General features: G+C 72.8%; 15 protein-coding genes. 10 read left to right on the top strand and 5 right to left on the bottom strand.

Annotation, left to right across the window (positions count from 1 at the left end):
• The first annotated feature begins 135 nt into the window (after positions 1 to 135).
• From JFN87_RS16970 to galK, 7 genes are all read left to right on the top strand, one after another.
• Positions 136 to 1,959 carry an ABC-F family ATP-binding cassette domain-containing protein gene (locus tag JFN87_RS16970; protein ID WP_209340928.1) on the top strand — a complete coding sequence of 608 codons (1,824 nt, stop codon included), beginning with the start codon at positions 136 to 138 and terminating at the stop codon, positions 1,957 to 1,959.
• Between the two features lie 344 nt (positions 1,960 to 2,303).
• A complete protein-coding gene (locus JFN87_RS16975; protein WP_307865486.1) occupies positions 2,304 to 4,031 on the top strand; it encodes an outer membrane protein assembly factor BamB family protein in 1,728 nt (575 codons plus the stop codon).
• 63 nt (positions 4,032 to 4,094) lie between these two features.
• Complete coding sequence (locus JFN87_RS16980) at positions 4,095 to 5,810, top strand: outer membrane protein assembly factor BamB family protein (RefSeq protein WP_209340930.1); 1,716 nt, start codon at positions 4,095 to 4,097, stop codon at positions 5,808 to 5,810.
• A 174-nt stretch (positions 5,811 to 5,984) separates the two neighbouring features.
• Entirely contained in the window at positions 5,985 to 6,674 is a 690-nt protein-coding gene (locus tag JFN87_RS16985; protein ID WP_209340956.1) for a helix-turn-helix transcriptional regulator, read from the top strand.
• A 305-nt stretch (positions 6,675 to 6,979) separates the two neighbouring features.
• The gene (gene galT / locus JFN87_RS16990; RefSeq protein ID WP_209340931.1) at positions 6,980 to 8,023 is read left to right on the top strand and encodes a galactose-1-phosphate uridylyltransferase; all 1,044 of its coding nucleotides are present in this window, start codon (positions 6,980 to 6,982) and stop codon (positions 8,021 to 8,023) included.
• Positions 8,020 to 8,982, top strand: coding sequence for a UDP-glucose 4-epimerase GalE (galE, locus tag JFN87_RS16995; protein ID WP_209340932.1), 963 nt, complete (start codon positions 8,020 to 8,022; stop codon positions 8,980 to 8,982). Before galT ends, galE begins: the two co-directional genes overlap by 4 nt.
• Positions 8,955 to 10,196, top strand: a complete 1,242-nt coding sequence (gene galK / locus JFN87_RS17000; protein ID WP_209340933.1) for a galactokinase — start codon at positions 8,955 to 8,957, stop codon at positions 10,194 to 10,196. Before galE ends, galK begins: the two co-directional genes overlap by 28 nt.
• A gap of 166 nt (positions 10,197 to 10,362) precedes the next feature.
• Here the strand turns inward: galK and JFN87_RS17005 are convergent, their stop codons facing one another.
• Complete coding sequence (locus JFN87_RS17005; RefSeq protein ID WP_209340934.1) at positions 10,363 to 10,809, bottom strand: GNAT family N-acetyltransferase; 447 nt, start codon at positions 10,807 to 10,809, stop codon at positions 10,363 to 10,365.
• Between the two features lie 410 nt (positions 10,810 to 11,219).
• Here JFN87_RS17005 and JFN87_RS17010 point away from each other — a divergent pair, with 410 nt between their 5' ends.
• Positions 11,220 to 12,116 (top strand): LuxR C-terminal-related transcriptional regulator, encoded by an 897-nt coding sequence (locus tag JFN87_RS17010; RefSeq protein WP_307865487.1) that lies wholly within the window; start codon positions 11,220 to 11,222, stop codon positions 12,114 to 12,116.
• Here the strand turns inward: JFN87_RS17010 and JFN87_RS17015 are convergent.
• Positions 12,069 to 12,572, bottom strand: a complete 504-nt coding sequence (locus JFN87_RS17015; protein WP_209340935.1) for a MarR family winged helix-turn-helix transcriptional regulator — start codon at positions 12,570 to 12,572, stop codon at positions 12,069 to 12,071. The genes JFN87_RS17010 and JFN87_RS17015 overlap by 48 nt on opposite strands.
• A 157-nt stretch (positions 12,573 to 12,729) precedes the next feature.
• Here JFN87_RS17015 and JFN87_RS17020 point away from each other — a divergent pair, with 157 nt between their 5' ends.
• The gene (locus JFN87_RS17020) at positions 12,730 to 13,557 is read left to right on the top strand and encodes a trans-aconitate 2-methyltransferase (protein ID WP_209340936.1); all 828 of its coding nucleotides are present in this window, start codon (positions 12,730 to 12,732) and stop codon (positions 13,555 to 13,557) included.
• Complete coding sequence (locus tag JFN87_RS17025) at positions 13,557 to 13,928, top strand: VOC family protein (protein ID WP_209340937.1); 372 nt, start codon at positions 13,557 to 13,559, stop codon at positions 13,926 to 13,928. Before JFN87_RS17020 ends, JFN87_RS17025 begins: the two co-directional genes overlap by 1 nt.
• A gap of 6 nt (positions 13,929 to 13,934) precedes the next feature.
• Here JFN87_RS17025 and JFN87_RS17030 read toward each other — a convergent pair whose 3' ends face one another.
• The 3 genes from JFN87_RS17030 to JFN87_RS17040 all read right to left on the bottom strand — a co-directional run bounded on the left by JFN87_RS17030 (position 13,935) and on the right by JFN87_RS17040 (position 16,451).
• Positions 13,935 to 14,549: a Uma2 family endonuclease gene (locus JFN87_RS17030; RefSeq protein WP_209340938.1), complete on the bottom strand. Its 615-nt coding sequence runs from the start codon at positions 14,547 to 14,549 to the stop codon at positions 13,935 to 13,937.
• A gap of 95 nt (positions 14,550 to 14,644) precedes the next feature.
• Positions 14,645 to 15,340, bottom strand: a complete 696-nt coding sequence (locus JFN87_RS17035; RefSeq protein ID WP_372449242.1) for a TetR family transcriptional regulator — start codon at positions 15,338 to 15,340, stop codon at positions 14,645 to 14,647.
• A 97-nt stretch (positions 15,341 to 15,437) separates the two neighbouring features.
• Positions 15,438 to 16,451, bottom strand: coding sequence for an acyl-CoA desaturase (locus tag JFN87_RS17040; RefSeq protein ID WP_209340940.1), 1,014 nt, complete (start codon positions 16,449 to 16,451; stop codon positions 15,438 to 15,440).
• Positions 16,452 to 16,513: the final 62 nt, after the last annotated feature.

Here is a 16,513-nt window from a genome sequence, read left to right on the forward strand (position 1 = left end):
AACGGACCCGCCGCCCCCGCGATGCCCTGGTCGCGCGCCCGCGCGCGCCCGCGGCCCGGTGAAACCCGGCGGGGCCGCCGGGTTTCACCGGGCGACTACGCTGGGACGGCGATCCGTCCCCCTGTCTGGAGTGAAATGGCCGTCAATCTGGTCAATGTCGAGTCGGTCACCAAGGTGTACGGGACCCGTGCCCTGCTCGACGGCGTCTCCCTCGGCGTCTCCGAAGGCGACCGGATCGGCGTCGTGGGCCGCAACGGGGACGGCAAGACCACCCTCGTCCGGCTGCTGACCAAGCTGGAGGAGCCGGACACCGGGCGCGTCACGCAGAGCGGTGGGCTGCGGCTCGGCGTGCTCACCCAGCACGACTCGCTCGACCCCGCGGCCACCGTCAGGCACGAGGTCATCGGCGACCTCGCCGACCACGAGTGGGCGGGCAACGCCAAGATCCGCGACGTGCTCACCGGCCTGTTCGGCGGCCTCGACCTGCCCGGCTTCCCGCAGGGCCTCGACACCGTCATCGCGCCGCTGTCCGGCGGCGAGCGCCGCCGCATCGCGCTCGCCAAGCTCCTCATCGCCGAGCAGGACCTGATCGTCCTCGACGAGCCCACCAACCACCTCGACGTCGAGGGCATCGCCTGGCTCGCGAGCCACCTCGCCGCCCGGCGCTCCGCGCTCGTCGTCGTCACCCACGACCGCTGGTTCCTCGACCAGGTCTGCACCCGCATGTGGGACGTGCAGAGCGGCGTCGTCCACGAGTACGAGGGCGGCTACTCCGACTACGTCTTCGCCCGCGCCGAGCGCGAGCGCATCGCCGCGACCGAGGAGGTCAAGCGGCGCAACCTCGTGCGCAAGGAGCTCGCATGGCTGCGCCGCGGCGCCCCCGCCCGCACGTCGAAGCCGCGCTTCCGCATCGAGGCGGCCAACGAGCTGATCTCGGACGTTCCGCCCCCGCGCGACACCTCCGAGCTGATGCGGTTCGCGAACGCCCGCCTCGGCAAGACCGTCTTCGACCTGGAGGACGTGACGATCGAGGCAGGACCCAAGGTCCTGCTCACGCACCTGACCTGGCAGCTCGGCCCCGGCGACCGGGTCGGACTCGTCGGCGTGAACGGCGCGGGCAAGACGTCCCTGCTGCGCGCGCTCGCCGAGGCCGCGCGCAGCGACGGCGACGTCCAGCCCGCCGCGGGCAGGATCAAGACCGGCCGCACGGTGCGCCTCGCGTACCTGTCGCAGGACGTCGCCGAACTCCCGCCGGCGCTGCGGGTGCTGGAGGCCGTCCAGCAGGTGCGCGACCGCGTCGACCTCGGCAAGGGACGCGAGATGACCGCGGGCCAGCTGTGCGAGCAGTTCGGCTTCTCCAAGGAGAAGCAGTGGACGCCCGTCGGCGACCTGTCGGGCGGCGAGCGGCGCAGGCTCCAGCTGCTGCGGCTGCTGATGGACGAGCCCAACGTCCTCTTTCTCGACGAGCCGACCAACGACCTCGACATCGAGACCCTGACCCAGCTGGAGGACCTGCTCGACGGCTGGCCCGGCACGCTCGTCGTCATCTCCCACGACCGGTTCTTCATCGAGCGCACCACCGACAACGTGATGGCCCTGCTCGGCGACAGGACCCTGCGCATGCTGCCCCGCGGCATCGACGAGTTCCTGGAGCGCCGCCACCGCATCGAGGAGGCCCGCCTCGCGGAGCGCGCACCGGCCGCCGCCGCGGCGAGCGCGGCGCCCGCGGCCGGGGCCGTCTCCGCGAAGGACAGCCGCGCCGCGAAGAAGGAACTCCAGCGCGTGGAGCGGCGCCTCGACAAGATCTCCGACCGCGAGTCCGTCCTGCACCAGCAGATCGCGGACAACGCGACGGACTTCGAGAAGGTCGCGACGCTCGACGCCGAGCTGCGCGAACTCGTCAGCGAGCGCGAGGAGTTGGAGACGCGCTGGCTGGAGGTCGCGGAGAGCGCGCAGTAGGGGCGCCGCGCCGCCGCGTGCGGCGCCCGCGCACCCCCTGCGTCCTGATGCCCTGTGAGGGCGTAACAGCGCCATCACAGGGCGGTTCTCCCTTGGGAACAGGCAGGCACACGCCCCGAGCCCCCCTTCGGCGGTGGTGGTAGAAAGAAGGCCCGCTCGCCGCAGCCGGCGACGGTACATAGGGGGAAAGTGCGCTGATGACTCAGCCGCCTGGTCAGCGACCACCGCAGGAAGATCCGGGAAACGAACCGAAGGGCGCCGCACCCGCGCCGCCTCCTGCGCCGCCCGCGCCGCCCTCCGTTCCACCCGCGCCCGCGACTCCGTCCGCGCCCGCCGCGCCACCCGTGTCCGCCGCGTACGGGTACCCGCCGCAGGACCCGCGGCAGCCGGGCCCCTACAACGCGGCCCCCGGCCCCTACGGGCCGCAGCCCGGCCCCTACGGGCAGCCGCAGCCCAACCCGTACGCGCAGCCCAACCCGTATGCGCAGCAGCAGGGCCCGTACGGGCAGCAGCAGTACCCCTACCCCGGCGCACCGTCCCAGCCGTGGGGCGCCCCCGGTGGCCCGAACGGACCGGGCGCCAACGGAGCGGGCGGCGGGCGCAACCCGTTCAAGGGGAGGCCGCTGCTCGTCATCGCCGCGGCCGCCGCGGCCGTACTCGTCCTCGGCGGCGCCGGCTGGCTCGCGTTCGGCACCGGCGGGGACGCGAAGCCCGTCGCGCACGCCACTCCCGCGGGCAGCGTCACGGCGAGCCCGTCCGGCGGCGTCTTCGAGGGCGACGGCAAGGGCGACGGCGACGGTGACGGCCGCTCCAAGCCGAGCGACGACCCGAACCGGGGGCGCAAGCCCGGCGAGGCCAAGGTCCTGTGGACGCAGAAGCCGGGCAAGGACGTGCCCGAGGCCCACAACACCGTCTACGGGCCGTGGTTCGTCGGCGACACCGTCGTCACCGCCCTCTACAAGAAGGTCACCGGCTACTCGGCGGCCACCGGCAAGCAGGTCTGGTCGCTCACGATGCCGCAGGCCGTCTGCGGCGCGCCCTCGGCGCCCACCGCCGACGGCAAGATCGTCATCGCCTACCAGGACAGCGCCGCCGAGACGGCCCAGTGCGACCAGCTCAGGGAGATCGACCTCAAGACGGGCAAGGGCGGCTGGGGCAAGGCGGTCGGCAAGAACGGCCTGTTCGACATCGGCCTGAACTTCAACATGTCGATCAGCGGCGGCACGGTGGCCGTGTCACGCAGCAGCGGGACGAACGCGTACCGCGTCAGCGACGGCAAGCCGCTCTTCGACAAGATCGCCGGGGACTGCCCGCCGTACGCCGTCACCGGCGGCCCGGTCATGATCGCCGCGGAGAACTGCCCGGTGGCCGGGGTCGATTCCCCGGCGAAGCAGCGGATCCAGCGGCTCGACCCGGTCACGGGCAAGGCGCAGTGGACGTTCCGTCCCAAGACGGGCTATGCCGTCGACAAGGTCTACTCGACCGATCCGCTCGTCGTGTCCTTCAAGGACGACGACAAGAAGACGTGGTCCATCGCCTCGTTCAACGCGGACGGCACCGAGCGCGCCACGATGCACGGCGGCTCGGACAAGTTCGCCCCGCACTGCGGGGACGGCCTCGGCATCGACGACGGTTACCTGCAGAACTGCGGCGGCGTGGCCGTCGACGCGAACACGCTCTACATGGCGACGGCACCCGCCGACAGCGGCTCCCCGGCCAACGCGGTCGTCGCCTTCGACCTCGCCACCGGGAAGCAGAAGTGGAAGGCGCCCGCGCCGTCCGGACGCGTGGTCTCCCCGTTCCAGCGGCGTGACGGCGGCGGCGCCCTCGTGTACGAGGAGGCGACGTACGAGAAGCCCGGCATGGTCGCCTCGCTCGCCCCGGGCGGCGGCGCGTTCAAGCCGGTGCAGAAGCACCCGGACTCCGCCGCGTACGACGAGAACACCGGGTTCTTCTCGCCCTCGTACGACTACGTGAACGGCAGGTTCTTCGTCACCGGGTACTCGGTCACGACGGCCGGCCACCAGGTGCCGGGCTCGACGTACCTGACGATGATGGCGTTCGGCGACTGACGAGGCGTCACGTCACCCGCATCCATCGAGCCGCAGCTCCCCGACCGACCGAGGACGAACGTCATGACGCAGCCACCTCAGCCGCCCACGCCCCCGAACCAGCCGCCCGCAGGCGGGTTCGGCGCCCCGCAGACCCCGGGGACTCCGCCGAACCCGCAGGCCCCGCCGCAGAATCCGCTGTACGGATATCCCCAGAGCGCGCCCGGCTACGGCCACCCCGGCGGGCAGCCCCAGGCGTACGGCCCGCCCGCCGGCTACGGCTACCCGGCGCCCGCCGGCACCTACCAGCAGCCGCAGCAGCCCCCGGCGGGCGGCGGCGGCACGGGCGGCGGTCGCGGGCTCACCAGGACGGAGCTGCGGATGATCGTCGCCGCGACCGTCGCCGTGGTGCTGATCCTCGCCGCCGGTGTCTGGTTCTCCAGGAGCGGAGGCGGCAGCGACGACAGGGGCGCGGGCCACCCCGCGAAGAGCCCCGCCGGCGGATCGGCGCACGCGGCCGGCGGGTCGGCCGCGGCGAAGGAGAAGGCACCGGCGGACGTCCACGCGAAGGTGGCGTTCAAGGTGGCCATGCCGAAGGCGACCGACCTGCACAGCGTGTACGGGTCCTGGCTCACGGACAAGGTGTACGCGAAGTCGGGTCTGGCCGGCATCGTCGGCTACGACCCGGACAGCGGCACCCAGCAGTGGTCCGTCCCGCTGCCCGGTGACGTGTGCGCGGCGAGCCCGCACGTCAGCGACGACGGCAAGGCCGCCGTGGTCTTCGACGGCGCCAAGCGGACCAAGAACAGCGCTCCCGAGGCGTGCACCCGGGTCGGCGTGGTCGACCTGTCGGCGGGGCGGCTGCTGTGGAGCAAGACGGTCAAGGTCCCCGGCGGCGACACGAATATCCGGTTCGACGGCGTCACCCAGACCGGGAACACCGTCGCCGCGGCCGGCACCTCGGGCGGCGCCGGGTTCGACCTGGCGACGGGCGAGGTCCGCTGGAAGCCGAAGGCGTCCACCACCGACTGCCACGACGCCGGGTACGCGGGCGGCGCGCTGCTCGTGGCCTCGCGCCAGTGCGGGTTCGGCGACGACGCGCAGATCACCGTCGAGAACATCAACCCGAAGACCGGCGCCACACTGTCCTCGTACAAGATGCCGCCGGGCGTCCAGGACGTGCACGCCGTCTCGACCGACCCGCTGGTCGTCGCCGCCGACGTCGGCGACACCGGGTCGGGCGGCATCTCCGACTTCTTCTCGCTCGACGCGAGGACCGGGAAGCTGAAGGCGAAGATCTCCGCCTCGGGCGACACGTACGCGGCCCGGTGCGAGGAAGCCATGGAGAACTGCACGAACGTCCTCGCCGGCAACGGCAAGCTCTACCTGCCGACCGCCGAGCACGATGCGGGCGACGGCAAGGCGATGGACCGGACGAACGAGATCGTCTCCTTCGACCTCGCCACCGGCAAGAGCACCGCGCAGCGCGCCGACGCGGGCAACGGGTGGACGGCGCGGCTGCTGCGCATGGACGGGCCGAACCTGATCGCCTACAAGACCGGCCCGTACGACAAGGGCGGCCGGATCGTCTCCGTCGACGGCTCGTCGTTCAAGCAGACGACGCTGCTGCGCAACCCGTCCGACCGGGCCACCATCGAGGACGAGAACAGCTTCGCGAGCAACGGCACGGAGGTGCGGTACGCGGACGGGCGGCTGTTCCTGTCCGCGGTGTTCGTGGACAAGCCGCTGGACGCGCAGGACTCCGGCCGCCCGCTGGTGATGGCATTCTCGACGCGCTGAGCGGCCCGCGGCGGCCCGCCGGTCGGGGGCCGCGGCGGCCCGCCGGTCGGCGGCGGGTCGACAATCCGGGGGGCTTTCCCCCGGTAGGGGGCGCGCTTCGCCGGGCTACCGTGTAGCTTGCCGGGTCAGGGAACCGGGGGACCCAGGCCGCTGTGGCTGGGATGGGGGATGTCGATGGGCGTGCGGCTGATGGTGATCGATGATCACCGGTTGCTGGCGGAGGCGCTGGCCTCGGCGCTGAAGCTGCGCGGGCACCGGGTGCTCGCGTCCGCGGCGCCCACGGCGGGCGCCGCGGAGCTCGTCGTGAGCAGGGCGCCCGAGGTGTGCCTGATGGGCACGGCCGCGCCCGCCGAGCCGGGCGCGTTCGAGCCGATCGTCCGCATCAAGCGTGACCGCCCGCAGGTGGCGGTGGTCGTGCTCGGGCCCGTGCCCAGCCCGCGCGGCATCGCGGCCGCGTTCGCCGCTGGGGCGTCGGGGTACGTGCGCCACGACGAGCGCATCGAGGGCGTCGAGCGGGCGATGGTGAAGGCGCGCGCGGGGGAGAGCGCGGTGGCGCCCGAGCTGCTGCGTGCCGCGTTCGCGGAGCTGCTCAACCCGGTGGCGCCGCCCGACGACGAGGGCAGGCGGCTGCTCGCGATGCTGACGCCCCGCGAGGTCGAGGTGTTGGTCAGGGTCGCGGAGGGCGAGGACACCCGGGCGATAGCGGCGGGCATGGGCATCGCGCCCTCCACGGCGCGCACGCACGTGCAGCGCGTGCTGATGAAGCTGAACGTCGGCTCCCGCCTCGAGGCGGCGGCGCTCGCCGCACGCACGGGCCTGCTGGACCGCGCGGACCCGCTCCCGCTCGACGAGCGCCGCGCGTAACCCGCCGCGACGCCGGGCCGAGGGACACGGCCGCCGGCCGCCGCGGGGTGCCCGGCCTTTCCGGCCTGCCCGGCCCGCGCGGCCGCCGCAGCGTGGTGTCCACTGCTTCCCCGGTACCGCCCGGACGCTCCTGCGCCAGCAACAAGGTGACGTTGTTTGTTGGTTCGTGATCGGATTAGTCGCGCGAATGTCGCGCGAATTGTGTGTTCTCCCTTGACGCCGCTGGTCCATCAGGGTTTCCATGTGTGCGATTATGTTGGTATGTGTTGCGTGCGAGGTCCGTCGCACACCGAGCAGGAGAGACCATGAAGAAGACGGTGACCACGCTCGCCGACGGCCGTGAGCTCATCTACTACGACCGCCGCGACGACGCCGTGCGCGACGCCGCCGACGAGCGCCCGCTCGGGCAGGTCGCCACGTCGTCGCAGGTCCGGCAGGACGTGCTGCTCGGCGACGCCGTCGCCATCGCCTCGCACCGCCAGGACCGCACCTACCACCCGCCCGCCGACGAGTGCCCCCTCGACCCCTCGCGCGACGGCCGGCACACCGAGATCCCCGACTCCGACTACGACGTCGTCGTCTTCGAGAACCGTTTCCCCTCCCTGTCGGGCGACTCGGGGCGCTGCGAGGTCGTCTGCTTCACCTCCGACCACGACGCGTCCTTCGCCGATCTCAGCGAGGACCAGGCCGCGCTCGTCCTCGACGTGTGGACCGACCGGACCGCCGAACTCGCCGAACTCCCGCAGGTCGCACAGGTCTTCCCGTTCGAGAACCGGGGCGCCGAGATCGGCGTCACCCTCGCCCACCCGCACGGCCAGATCTACGCGTACCCCTTCGTCACACCCCGCACCTCGCTGATGCTGCGCTCCGCCGCCGACCACCGCGCCGCCACGGGCCGCAACCTGTTCGAGGACGTGGTCGCCCGCGAGCAGGCCGACGGCGAGCGGATCGTCCTGGCGACCGAGCACTGGACCGCCTTCGTCCCGTACGCGGCGCACTGGCCCTACGAGGTCCACCTCTACCCGGCCCACCGCACCGCGGACCTGCGCTCCCTCGACGACGGCGCCAGGGCCGAGTTCCCCGCCGTCTACCTGGAACTGCTGCGCCGCTTCGACCGGCTCTTCGGCCCCGACCACCCGCGCACGCCGTACATCTCCGCCTGGCACCAGGCGCCGTTCCGCGCGCCGGGGCGCGACGAGTACGCCCTCCACCTGGAACTTTTCACGATCCGCCGCACGTCCGACAAGCTGAAGTACCTCGCCGGTTCCGAATCCGGCATGGGCGTGTTCATCAACGACGTGCCGCCGGAGGCGGCGGCGCGGCGACTGCGAGAGGTGGCGAGCGAGTGAGCGCCGAGAAGTACCTGGTCACGGGCGGCGCCGGCTATGTGGGGAGCGTCGTCGCGACGCACCTGCTGGAGGCCGGCCACCGGGTGACCGTGCTCGACGACCTCTCCACCGGCTTTCGCGAAGGCGTCCCCGAGGGCGCCGAGTTCGTCGAGGGCCGCGTCCAGGACGCCGCCGAATGGCTGGACGGCTCGTACGACGCGGTGCTGCACTTCGCCGCGTCCTCGCAGGTCGGCGAGTCCGTCGTCAAGCCCGAGAAGTACTGGGAGAACAACGTCGGCGGCTCCATGGCGCTCCTCGCGGCCATGCGCGGCGCCGGCGTGCGGCGGCTCGTCTTCTCGTCCACCGCCGCCACCTACGGCGAGCCTGTCTCCACCCCCATCACCGAGACCGACCCGACCGCGCCCACCAACCCGTACGGGGCCACGAAGCTCGCTGTCGACCACATGATCGCGAGCGAGTGCGCCGCCCACGGCCTCGCCGCCGTGTCCCTGCGCTACTTCAACGTCGCCGGCGCGTACGGGGCGGCGGGGGAGCGGCACGACCCCGAGTCGCACCTCATCCCGCTCGTGCTCCAGGTCGCCCTCGGCACCCGCGAGACCATCTCGGTGTACGGGGACGACTACCCGACGCCCGACGGCACGTGCGTGCGCGACTACATCCACGTCGCCGACCTGGCCGAGGCGCACCTCGCCGCGCTGGCCGCGGCCGTGTCGGGCGAGCACCTGGTGTGCAACCTCGGCAACGGCAACGGGTTCTCCGTGCGCGAGGTCATCGACACGGTCCGCAAGGTGACGGGCCACCCGATCCCCGAGGTGGCCGCAGAGCGGCGGGCCGGGGACCCCGCGGTACTCGTCGCGTCCGCGCGCACCGCCCACGAACGCCTCGGCTGGACACCTGCACGCGCCGACCTCGCGGGCATCGTCGAGGACGCATGGAACTTCACACGGAGGAACGCGTGACGAACGGCGAAACGGCCGCGACGGCAGCGGCGGCGACGCCCGCGACGGCGGCCGTGCAGACGGCCGCCGAGGAGTTCGGGCGGCTGTACGGGGCGGAGCCCGAGGGCGTCTGGGCGGCGCCCGGCCGCGTGAACCTGATAGGCGAGTACACCGACTTCAACGACGGCTTCGTGATGCCGCTCGCGCTGCCGCACACGACGGTCGCCGCCGTCTCGCGCCGCACCGACGGCGTCCTGCGCGTGCACTCGGCCGACGCGCCCGACGGCGTGGTCCGGCTGGACATCGCCGGCCTCACCCCGAGCTCCGGGTCCGGCGGCTGGGCCGCCTACCCCGCGGGCGTCGTGTGGGCGCTGCGGGAGGCGGGGCACGCCGTCACCGGCGCCGACATCCACGTCACGTCGACGGTGCCGACCGGCGCGGGCCTCTCGTCGTCCGCGGCGCTCGAAGTGGCCACGGCGAAGGCGCTCAGCGACCTCTTCGGCCTCGGCCTGCCCGAGGCCGAACTCGCCGTGATCGCCCAGCGCGCGGAGAACGACTTCGTCGGCGTCCCCTGCGGGATCATGGACCAGATGGCGTCCGCGTGCTGCCAGGAGGGCCACGCCCTGTACCTGGACGCCAGGGACCTCACGCAGCGCCAGGTCCCCTTCGACCTCGTGTCGCGGGGCCTGCGCCTGCTCGTCGTGGACACCCAGGTCAAGCACGCCCTCGGCGACGGCGCCTACGCCGAGCGCCGCGCGGGCTGCGAGGCCGGCGCGCGTGCGCTCGGCCTGCGGGCGCTGCGCGACCAGCCGTACGAGCAACTCCCTGACGCCCTCGCCCGCCTGGAGGCGGCGGGGCAGCCCGAGAACGTCGTCCGCTACGTGCGCCACGTGGTGAGCGACGACGCGCGCGTCGAACGCGCCATCGCGCTCCTCGACGCCGGCGACATCCGCGCTACGGGCCGCATCCTCCTCGACGGGCACGTCTCGCTCCGCGACGACCTGCGGGTCTCCTGCCCGGAGTTGGACCTCGCGGTGAGCTCGGCGGTTGCCGCGGGTGCGCTCGGCGCACGGATGACGGGCGGCGGCTTCGGCGGTTCCGCGGTCGTCCTGATCGAGGAGGCGGACGCCACGCAGGTGACGAAGGCCGTCGAAGCGGCCTTCGCCGAGGCGTCGTTCACGGCCCCGAGAATCTTCGAGGCGACCCCGTCACAGGGGGTCCACCGCCTGCGCTGACGCCGCGCGTGGGCTCCTCGGTGGCGCCGCCACGGCCCCAACGCCGTCGGCGCTGCCCAGGGTTACGGTGACGACCTCCGCCGCCGGGCCGGCGTGCCGACCCCGGGCCGGTGAGCAGCCCCGGGTCGCGCCCGACGCGACGCGCGGGCGTGGCGCTGCTGTCTGCTCATGCCAGCCGCTTCACCAGCGTGTACTCCGTGATGCCCGGCGGGTAGTCCTCGATCCTCGCCACCACCTCGTAGCCCTGCTTGACGTAGAACCCCGGGGCCTGGAAGTCCCACGTCTCCACCCGGCTGCGCGCGCAGCCGCGCTCCTCGCGTGCGACGCGTTCCGCCTCCGCGAGTAGTCGCGCGCCGAGGCGGGCGCCGCGGTGGCGGCCCTCCACCCACAGCAGGTCCACGTGGAGCCAGCGCGCCCAGGTCCGGCCCGCTAGGCCGCCCGCGAACACCCCCGTGGCTTCCTCCGACAGCCAGATGTGCAGGGGCACTTCGTCCTCCTGCGGTGTGCCACGCAGCGCCCTGAGGGTCGGGGAGCGCTGGGTGTTCGTCTCGCGCAGGCGCTCCCGGAGCAGCACGTGCCGGTCCCTGTCGGCCTTCGTCTCCATTCGGAACATACGCCCCACACTAACGACCTGGGGCGCAATAGAGAGCGGGCTCCCGACGCCCTGCGGTCCGCCTCCGGCGTTGTCGTCAGTCGCCGACGCTCCGCGTCGACTCCCTCCTCCGCCTTGGATGCGAAGCCGCAGGACGCCGCTCGCTGATCCACTCTCTATTGCGCCCCAGGCCGTAAGCACGGAGATCGGCCAGTTCTGCGTTTTCCCTTCCGCTCGCGGCCCTCAGCCGTACCCTGATGTCCAGCACCGGTGGGGGCCGGTGCTGATCAGGGGTGAAGTCGGTCGGGCGTGACGCCCGGGGTGGGTCGGCGGTCTCGGACGGCGGCGGCCGCACCGAGGACCGGCGGACCCGCGTGCCGGGCGCCGCGCCGTCGTCGCTTTCGCTCCCCGCCTTATGGGGGTGTCCTTCAGTGGTACGCATCAGGGTATTGGTGGTCGACGACCACCGGATCTTCGCAGAATCGCTCGCCGCCGCGCTCGCGGCCGAGCCCGACGTCGAGGTGGCGGCCGCGGGCAGCGGCCCGGCCGCCCTGCGCTGTCTCGAACGGGCGGCGGCCGAGGGCCGCCGTTTCGACGTGATGCTGGTCGACGCGGATCTCGGCGCGGCCGTCCCGGCCGCCCGGGCCAGACCCGCGTCCGGCCACGCCGGCCGCTCGTACGCGGGGCCGTACGCGACGGCCACGGCCACGGCCGCGACGGCCACCGCCGCGACCGCCACGGCCGTCGCCGGCGGCGCGAAGGCCGCCGCCCGGGGCCTTCAGGAGCCCGCGGGCGAGCTGGTGTTCGTGGACGGGCTCTCGCTCGTCGCGGGCGTCAGGACGTCGCGTCCCTCCGTCCGCACCGTCGTGCTCGCCGAGCGCGACGACCCGCGCCGCGCCGCGCTCGCGCTCCAGGCGGGCGCGTCCGGCTGGGTCGCCAAGGATTGCTCGCTGCAGCGGCTGCTCGCCGTCGTCAGGGGCGTCCTGCGGGACGAGACGCACCTGCCGCCCGCGCTCCTCACGGGCGTCCTCAAGGAGCTGACGGCGGCGCGCAAGCACCGCACGGAGAGCGAGCGCCTGGTCGAGTCGCTGACGCCGCGCGAGCGCGAGGTGCTGCGCTGCATGGTCGCGGGCCTCGGCCGCAAGGCCGTCGCCGAGCGGCTGTTCCTCTCGCCGCACACCGTACGCACGCACATGCAGAACGTGCTCGGCAAGCTCGGCGTGCACTCCACGCTCGCCGCCGTGGCGCTGGCGCGCAGGGCCGGCGTCGGCCCCGCCGAGCTATCCGGGCCCGGGGACGTTGTCGAACGGGGCGGTCAGCTGGCGTAGCAGGCCCGCGAGCTCCGCCCGCTGCGCGCGCGAGAGCTCGGCCAGGAGCGCGCGCTCCTGGTCGAGCAGCCCGGCCAGCGACTGGTCGGCGCGGTCCTGCCCCTCGCGGGTGAGCCGGACGAGCACGCCGCGCCGGTCGTTGGGGTCGGGCAGCCGCTCGACGAGGCCCTTCTTCGTGAGCCTGTCGATGCGGTTGGTCATCGTGCCCGACGTGACGAGGGTCTGCGTGAGCAGCTGGCCCGGGGAGAGCTGGTAGGGCGCGCCCGCGCGCCTCAGGGAGGTCAGCACGTCGAACTCCCACGGTTCGAGGCCGTGCTCGGTGAACGCGAGCCGGCGTGCGCGGTCCAGGTGCCGGGCGAGCCTGGACACGCGGCTGAGCACCTCGAGCGGTTCCACGTCGAGGTCGGGGCGCTCCCGGCGCCATGCTGCGACCAGTCGGTCGACCTCGTCCTCCATGACGGTCAGTGTAATTGGTGCCTCGACATGAAGTCTCTTGACGTCAAGATACCTGCGGGTGCAGTCTGGTGCCGCGCCGGCGCCGCTCCCTGGGCCGGTGACGGCCCCGGCCGGTCCACCACCCCGGCCCACCAGCGGCAGAACCGGAGGCACAGCCATGCCCGTACACCCCGCGCCCGCCTGGGACCCCGCCCAGTACCTGCGGCACGAAGGCCACCGCACCCGCCCCTTCCTCGACCTCCTCGCCCGCGTCCAGGACCCGGCGGACCGCACAGGCCCCCTCGCCATCGCCGACATCGGCTGCGGCGCGGGCAACGTGACGGCGCTCCTCGCGGGCCGCTGGCCCGACGCCCGCATCACCGGCGTCGACTCGTCACAGGCCATGCTGGACCGCGCGCGCACCGAGTACGGCGGCCCCACGCCGGGCGGCGGCTCCATGGACTTCCACGAGGCCGACGCGGCCACCTGGACGCCGGGCGAGACCTACGACCTGATCGTGTCCAACGCCGCGCTCCAGTGGGTGCCGGGCCACCTCGCGTCGTTCCCCCGCTGGCTCGACGGCCTCGCGCCCGGCGGCACGTTCGCCTTCCAGGTGCCGGGCAACTTCACCTCGCCGAGCCACACGATCCTCGCCGATCTGTGCACGTCACCGCGGTGGCGTGGCCGCCTCGGCGGCGTGGAGCGCTTCCACCCCGTCCGCGACCCCGCCGAGTACCTCACGGCGCTGCTCGGCCTCGGCTGCGCGGCCGACGTGTGGGAGACGACGTACCTCCAGGTACTCCACGGCGAGGACCCCGTACTCGACTGGGTGAAGGGCACGGCCCTGCGCCCCGTCCTGACGGAACTGGACGGCGACGCCGACGCCGCCGCCGCGTTCACGGAGGAGTACCGGGCGCTGCTGCGGGAGGCCTACCCGCCGACTCCGCACGGCACGGTCTTCCCCTTCCGCCGGCTGTTCGCGGTCGCGCGCAAGGACGCGGCCTGATGGGCGCCGCCGCGCTCGACCACGTACAACTCGCCGCCCCGCCCGGCAGCGAGGCCGCGCTGCGCGCCTTCTACGCGGGCGCGCTCGGCATGACGGAGGTGCCCAAGCCGCCCGCGCTCGCGGCGCGTGGCGGCTGCTGGTTCCGCGACGGTGCGGCGCAGCTGCACCTGGGCGTCGAGGAGGACTTCCGCCCGGCGCGCAAGGCCCACCCGGCGCTGCGGGTGGACGGCATCGACGCGTACGCCGCCCGCCTGACGGCCCACGGCGCCGACGTCACCTGGGACGACGCGCTCCCGGGCCACCGCCGCTTCTACACCCACGACCCGGTCGGCAACCGCCTGGAGATCCTGGAGCCGGTCACGGGCGGCTGAACGTGGTCAGAGCCTTTGCAGCGCGGCCGACGAGATGTCGATGTCGATGTCGAACGGGACGGTGATCTTGAGCTGGTCGTGGTAGATGCCGGTCAGCGCGTAGGCCTGCGTCAGCGTGTCCAGGACGTACACGTGGACGACCGGGTGATGGTCGGTGCCGGCCTTCTCGACCAGCCAGAAGTGAGGGATGCCGGCCCTGGCGTACTTCACGGGCTTGGTCTCCCGGTCCCGTGACTCGGAGTCGGGCGAGACGACCTCGACGGCGAGCACGACGTCTTTCACCTCGATGCGGCTCTCGTTCAGGTCTTCGGCGGCGGATGCAACGACGACCGAAACGTCTGGCTCAGGGGCGTTGCGGTGGTCCAACACCACTGTCATCTCCCGATCGATCGCCAGGTCAGGCGGTACGGCATTGCGCAGACCAGTGATGAGCAGGTCAATCATCCGGGCGTGGAAGCGGCGCTGCGGACTCACGAAGACGAGGCTCCCGTCGATCAGCTCGGTGTGCGGCGGGAGATCCGGGATCGTGAACAGGTCGTCCACGGTGTAGCCGTCCGGCGGTGGCACGGGCCAGCGGGATGCGTTGTCCAGCGGGGACTCGGCGGTCAAGGTTCCTCCCATGGACGGGACGCTATGGCCTCGCGTCCCACCGTAGCCGCCGCTCTCGGAGGCGTCACCGCAACGAGTGATCGACACGCGCCCCGGGCGCGAGGCCCTCAAACCTTGCGATGCCCTATCATCCGCGGCTTCGCCTCCAGGTTGCCCAGGCCGTGCCACGCCAGGTTCACCAGGTGCGCCGCGACCTCCGGCTTCTTCGGGCGGCGCGCGTCCACCCACCACTGGCCCGTCAGCGCGACCATCCCCACCAGCGCGTGCGCGTACAGCCCCGCCAGCTTCGGGTCGAAGCCCCGCGCCTTGAACTCCAGGCCCAGGATGTCCTCGACCTGCGTGGCGATGTCGCTGATCAGCGACGCGAACGAGCCCGTCGACTGCGCGACCGGCGAATCGCGGACCAGGATGCGGAAGCCGTCCTTGTACGTCTCGATGTAGTCGAGCAGCGCGAACGCCGCCTGTTCGAGCAGCTCGCGCGGGTGTCCCGCCGTGAGCGCGCCCGTCACCATGTCGAGCAGCTGGCGCATCTCCCGGTCCACGACGACCGCGTACAGGCCCTCCTTGCCGCCGAAGTGCTCGTACACGACGGGCTTGGAGACCCCGGCCTTCGCCGCGATCTCCTCCACCGACGTGCCCTCGAAGCCCTTCTCGGCGAAGACTGTGCGGCCGATGTCGAGCAGCTGCTGGCGGCGCTCCGCGCCGGTCATGCGGACCCGGCGCGCACGCCGGACGGGGGCGGGCCGGCCACCGCCGGCACCGTTCGCACTGTTCGAACTCGTGTCGGTCGCCACGATCGCCATCATGCCGCATCGGGCCCGGCGGACGGCGGGCCACATGCGTGGGCCACATGTACGGGCCACATGCGTGGGGCGCGGGCCAGGGCCCGCGCCCCACGTCTCACGCCGCGCTCGACGGCGCCACCGCGCGCTTCGAACGGATGCGCGACGCGCTCGGCCACCGGACGTCGTGCGCCCAGCCGAACCGCTCGAACCAGCGGATCAGCCGCGCACTGGAGTCCAGCTGCCCGCGCAGCACCCCGTGGCGCGCGCACGTCGGGTCAGCGTGGTGCAGGTTGTGCCACGACTCGCCGCACGACAGGATCGCCAGCCACCACACGTTGCCGCTGCGGTCACGCGACTTGAACGGACGCTTGCCGACCGCGTGGCAGATCGAGTTGATCGACCACGTGACGTGGTGCAGCAGCGCCACCCGAACGAGCGACCCCCAGAAGAACGCCGTGAAGGCGCCCGTCCACGACCACGTCGCCAGGCCCCCCACCAGCGGAGGCACCAGCAGCGACACCACCGTCCACAGCGCGAACTGCCGGGAGACCGTCCGAATGGCGGAATCCTTGATCAGGTCGGGCGCGTACTTGCCCTGCGGCGTCTGCTCCTCGTCGAACAGCCAGCCGATGTGCGCCCACCACAGGCCCTTCATCAGCGCGGGCAGCGTCTCGCCGAACCGCCACGGCGAGTGCGGGTCGCCCTCCGCGTCCGAGAACTTGTGGTGCTTGCGGTGGTCGGCGACCCACCGCACGACCGGGCCCTCCACCGCCAGCGAGCCCATCACCGCCAGCACGATCCGCAGCGGCCGTTTCGCCTTGAACGAGCCGTGCGTGAAGTAGCGGTGGAAACCGATCGTGATGCCGTGGCAGCCGATGAAGTACATGGCCGCCATCAGCGCCAGGTCCAGCCAGCTGATCCCGCCCCACCGCCAGGCGAGCGGGATCGCCGCGACCAGCGCCACGAACGGGACGAAGATGAACAGCAGCAGCGCCAGCTGCTCGACGGAGCGTTTCTTCTCGCCGCCGAGCGTGGCGGCGGGCAGCGGGTTTCCGCCGGGGAGCGGTCCACCGCCGGACGGTGCGGGGTCGGGAGCGGAGTCCTCGATCACTTCGGGGCTTGTCGACATGGGGATCCCCTGGGGTGAGTAATACGGCAGTTGCCCGGATACGGGTGCGTAACCTACGGCAT

Source organism: Streptomyces montanisoli, from assembly GCF_017813245.1.
Lineage (GTDB): Bacteria > Actinomycetota > Actinomycetes > Streptomycetales > Streptomycetaceae > Streptomyces > Streptomyces montanisoli.

Excerpts from the sequence above, each read along its gene's own strand:
- JFN87_RS16985 (WP_209340956.1), top strand. The coding sequence starts at position 5,985 with ATGGGCGTGCGGCTGATGGTGATCGATGATCACCGGTTGCTGGCGGAG.
- JFN87_RS17020 (WP_209340936.1), top strand. The coding sequence starts at position 12,730 with ATGCCCGTACACCCCGCGCCCGCCTGGGACCCCGCCCAGTACCTGCGG.
- JFN87_RS17040 (WP_209340940.1), bottom strand. The coding sequence starts at position 16,451 with ATGTCGACAAGCCCCGAAGTGATCGAGGACTCCGCTCCCGACCCCGCA.
- JFN87_RS16980 (WP_209340930.1), top strand. The coding sequence starts at position 4,095 with ATGACGCAGCCACCTCAGCCGCCCACGCCCCCGAACCAGCCGCCCGCA.
- JFN87_RS17025 (WP_209340937.1), top strand. The coding sequence starts at position 13,557 with ATGGGCGCCGCCGCGCTCGACCACGTACAACTCGCCGCCCCGCCCGGC.
- JFN87_RS17030 (WP_209340938.1), bottom strand. The coding sequence starts at position 14,549 with ATGGGAGGAACCTTGACCGCCGAGTCCCCGCTGGACAACGCATCCCGC.
- JFN87_RS17005 (WP_209340934.1), bottom strand. The coding sequence starts at position 10,809 with ATGTTCCGAATGGAGACGAAGGCCGACAGGGACCGGCACGTGCTGCTC.
- JFN87_RS17035 (WP_372449242.1), bottom strand. The coding sequence starts at position 15,340 with ATGGCGATCGTGGCGACCGACACGAGTTCGAACAGTGCGAACGGTGCC.
- galK (WP_209340933.1), top strand. The coding sequence starts at position 8,955 with ATGGAACTTCACACGGAGGAACGCGTGACGAACGGCGAAACGGCCGCG.
- galT (WP_209340931.1), top strand. The coding sequence starts at position 6,980 with ATGAAGAAGACGGTGACCACGCTCGCCGACGGCCGTGAGCTCATCTAC.
- JFN87_RS16970 (WP_209340928.1), top strand. The coding sequence starts at position 136 with ATGGCCGTCAATCTGGTCAATGTCGAGTCGGTCACCAAGGTGTACGGG.
- JFN87_RS17015 (WP_209340935.1), bottom strand. The coding sequence starts at position 12,572 with ATGGAGGACGAGGTCGACCGACTGGTCGCAGCATGGCGCCGGGAGCGC.